This is a genomic window from Mycobacterium sp. (genome assembly GCF_040398885.1).
Classification (GTDB): domain Bacteria; phylum Actinomycetota; class Actinomycetes; order Mycobacteriales; family Mycobacteriaceae; genus Mycobacterium.
In genome coordinates this window covers 1-3,947 of sequence record NZ_JBBATF010000214.1, presented here as the reverse complement: position 1 = coordinate 3,947, position 3,947 = coordinate 1, and the positions used below count along the sequence as shown (strand labels likewise).

General features: G+C 66.3%; 2 protein-coding genes. Both read right to left on the bottom strand.

Annotated elements, in window-relative coordinates; translation table 11 throughout:
* Nucleotides 1–183 precede the first annotated feature (183 nt).
* Complete coding sequence (locus ADBZ5U_RS14875) at nucleotides 184–2,151, bottom strand: GMC family oxidoreductase N-terminal domain-containing protein (protein WP_526811475.1); 1,968 nt, start codon at nucleotides 2,149–2,151, stop codon at nucleotides 184–186.
* 167 nt (nucleotides 2,152–2,318) lie between these two features.
* Nucleotides 2,319–3,533: a PucR family transcriptional regulator gene (locus tag ADBZ5U_RS14870; RefSeq protein ID WP_526811473.1), complete on the bottom strand. Its 1,215-nt coding sequence runs from the start codon at nucleotides 3,531–3,533 to the stop codon at nucleotides 2,319–2,321.
* Nucleotides 3,534–3,947 lie beyond the last annotated feature (414 nt).

Genomic DNA, 3,947 nt, shown 5'->3' with positions numbered 1-3,947 from the left:
GATTCCGCCCAGGACGGTGCGTCGGGAGACGCGGCTATCAGGTTGATCTTGCTGATCAGGCTGATTGTCTGTCATGGTCATGTCCCCTTCGAGTTGGTTGGATCTGGAGCAAATTGAGCGATTTCAGTGCACGGTCCGCCGCAGCCACGGAGGGCCTCCGTGGCTGCGGCGACCGTCCGGTCGTCAGCTGACGGTGGTACCGAGGTCCGCGGTCATGATCCGGCCGAGGCGGTGAGCCATCGCCAGCGTCGTCAGCATGGGGTTGGTGAGGCTGGCGGTCGGGAAACCGCTGGCGTCGCCGATGTACACCCCCGGGGTGTCGTGCAGCTCACCGTTCGGGTTGGCAACCGAGGTCTCCGGATCGGTGCCCAGCCGGCACGAGCTCATCTGGTGCGCACAGACCAGCCGGTGGCCGCCACGAGCCTTCGGCAGATCCTTCATTTTCTCGATGAACTCCTCGACGTCCTCGCCGCGCCGCCACCGGAAGAAGACCTCCGACATCGGGATGATCTCATCGGCGCCCGCCGCGTGGTGCATGCGGATCTGTCCTTCGAGGGACTGGTTGGCAACGCGCTCGTCGACGGGGTCGTAGAGCTCGTAGTTGAGGACCGGTCTGCCGTTCTCGTCGATCGTGACGGAGCCCGACCCACGGTCGCGCGAGATTCCGATCCACATCGCCGCCTGGCCGAGCCGGGACATCGTCTCCTTGTGCTGGGCGAAGGACTCCCGCGCGACGCCGGTGCTGATGACGGCCGGCAACCACTGGGCGTTCTGCAGCAGGGTCCCGTAACCATCCTCGATGTTGGCGAACGTGTCTACCTGCCCGACCATCGGACCGCCCAACCATCCGCTCATCTGCTGCGGGTACAGCGCGAGGCAGGAGACGACCGGGTGCATGTGCAGGTTCTTCCCGACGGCCGGTCCGCCGATGCCGGAGCGCAGCAGCAGGGCGGGCGAATTCGGTGAACCGCCCGCCACGACGACCTTCGGCGCCCTGACGGTCACCGCAGTCGTCGCGCCGGTCTGCGGATTGGTGTACGTGGCCGCGACGCCGGCCCCCCGGCCATCCTCGACCAGTACCCGGTCCGCGTGGCAGTTGACGATGATCCGGCCGCCGGCCTCGACGAGATCGCGCAGATAGGTGGAACGCAGGTCGATCCTGGCCCCGGTACCGTCACCGTAGCCCGTGTGACCGGCGGCCTCGAAACGGTAGTACGTCGGGTCGACGTTGCGGCTCAGCTTGTGGAAGTTGTAGCCGAGCGCCTCGGCGCCGCGCTTCATCGCCTGGTGCGACTCGTTGTAGTCCGAGCAAGAATCGTTGACGCCCTGCCGTGTCCAGATGGCATCCTGGTCCTCGTCGTAATCCGGGGTGGCGACGTCCTTCAAGCCGAATTCCTCGGCCCAGTGCTCCCGGACCCACGCCGGGGTGCGCAGGAAGTTCTGCCAGTTCAGCGTCGGGCCGCCGCCGAGGGTGCTCGCCGCCAGCGTCATCATGTTCATCTTCGAGGTCTGCCAGGGGCCGCCGTTCCAGAACAACTCGTTCAGGGCCTGCAGTTCGTAGCCGTTGAAATCGGCTTCGTTCTTGTTCGATCCGGCCTCGAGCACGACGACGTTGAGCCCCGCCTTGGCCAGCATGCCGGAGATCACGCCGCCGCCGGCCCCCGAGCCTACGACGCAGACGTCGGCGTCGATCGTCTCCGCCTCGCCGGTGGGTGTGTAGGTCGGCAGAGGATCGGGTCCGCGGCGGTCCCACTGCGGGGGCCCGTCGTAACCCCATTGCTTCCACGCCGGGTTGACACCGGTGGCCGGGTCCGGCCTGCAGTAGGACATCATGGTGGTGAGCCCGACCAGGGCGTTGATGCCGGCCTCGGGCGCCGCACCCATCGCCGCCACTGCGCCGAGCAGTTGTTCGCGCTCCTCCTGCGAACCGGTGGTGAAGCCCTGCGCGTGCAGGCCGTCGAGCAGTGCCAGCAGGCCGGTGCGCTGCTCCTCGGGCATCCCGGAGATCGCCTGCGCGACGGCGACATCGGCCCCCAGGCTGCTTCCGCTTGCCGCCCAGAAGCCGGTGGGATCGTCGTCCCGCGGCATGGCGGGCACGACGGTGTCGGCCAGGACGCGCAACACTTCGCTGTGGCTATCGGACAGTTGCATGGTCGTCTCTCTCTACCGGTTTCCCGGCATCTTCGGTTGGTGTTGATCCCCCATGGGACGGAATGCTAGCCACCTACCGTGCCCTTCAGTGGGAAAACGACCGAAAATGTCGTCCGGAACAAAAAAATGTCGTCCGGTACAAAAAGGCCGTCACTCGTTGTGACCGCTCATATCGCGGCGCCCGGCGTTGCGAGGATCTCGAGCGCGAGTTCGACCTGCACCCGCCCCAGTGCGATCGGGTGCCCGAGCTTCTTCTCGGCCTGTCTGATGCGGTAGCGCACGGTGTTGGGATGCAGGTTGAGTCGCTCGCCGGCCGCGGTCGCGTCGCCGCCGTGCCGCAGATAGACCCGCAATGTTTCACGCAGGCGTGTGGTGGATTCGTCCGGGTCGGCAAGACCGCGGAGGTGCCGGCGGACGAAGGCTCCGCGCGCGTCCGCGTCGAGTAGTCCTGTCGCCAGACAGGCTATTTCGACATCCGGGAAATTAACTAAGCGGGCGTCGGAGCCCTGTGTGACGGTGAGTGCCGCGCTGGCCTCGGAGTGGCTGATGCGGAATCCCTCCAGCCCCGGGTGGCAGGTGCCCGCGGTGCCGCTGACGAATGTCGGCAGGACAGGCTCGGTCGGACCGACGACAGTCTGCGGTGTGGCCGTCCAGCACCACGCCGACCGCGCACCGCTGGAGACCATCAGCGGCTGTCCCCCCAAAGCGGTTCCGAGAGCCCTGGCCGCGGACTCGAGCAACCGCTGCACTTCGGATTCGGCAACCCTCTGGTCGACGCGCAGGGTGAAGGCGGTGTGACACTGGCGCAGCGGATAGGCCAGCGCCGACGCGGCGGCGTCGATGTCCACCCACTGCCCGTCCAGGATCGTGGTCACGATCGCCGCCTTGCGCGCCAGACTCCCGCGCTGCCACTGGTCGCGCTCGTCGGCGAACGTGCCGATCAGTGTCTCGATAGTGGTGTCGATCCATAGTGCGGCGTGCGACCAGAACCGCAGGAGGATCGCCGACCCCAAGGCGGGGTCGGCAACCCGCGTCTGCAGAAACTCGGTGAGCCACCGCCAGAGCGCGCGCTGTCCGATCCGATACGCCGCCAGCAATACGGTGACTTCGAAACCGCGGCGGGCCAGGGTGCGGGCGAGGTCGAAGATCTGGGGCCCGGGCTGGACCTCGATGGCGTCCCGGGCGACCACCGCCATGAAGCCCTTCCAGTGCGCCCTGGTGCACTCGTCCAGTTCGGCGCTAATCGTGGGGTCACGGAAGTCCGGTAGCGCCGCGAGGATCTCGTCGTTGACGACCCCGACCAGATAGTCGAGGGTCTCGCTGCTTTCGGAGGTGCGGGAGAAATCGGCCAGCCACTGCCTCGCCTCATCGTTCCGAGTCATGCGCAACACCCCCATTAAGTTCGCTGGAACGAAACGACCCTGCGCCTTTGACCAAGGGCCGGGACCCAAAGCCACTACGCATTGTGTAGCAAGAACAGGACTTGAGTGGAGGGCGAAAGCGGAGATGGGCATGATCGCACCGCCGGAATATCGCGACGCGGATCCGATGGTTGCCCGCTACGCCGTGTCGGCTCGCAGTTACCGAATTGCAGAGCGTCTCGCCAAACTCGAGGACACCCTGCGAGAACTTGAGTAAATTCCTGTTGCTCATGCAAACATGACTGCCAGTCGCCAGCGCGGAACGACGAACAGGGGATGCAACTCATGACCGACACCGGTACAGGTAACGACACCACTCCCGACGACGAACCCACGGGTTCGGGCCTCTCGCGGCGCAAGATCCTGGGCGGTATG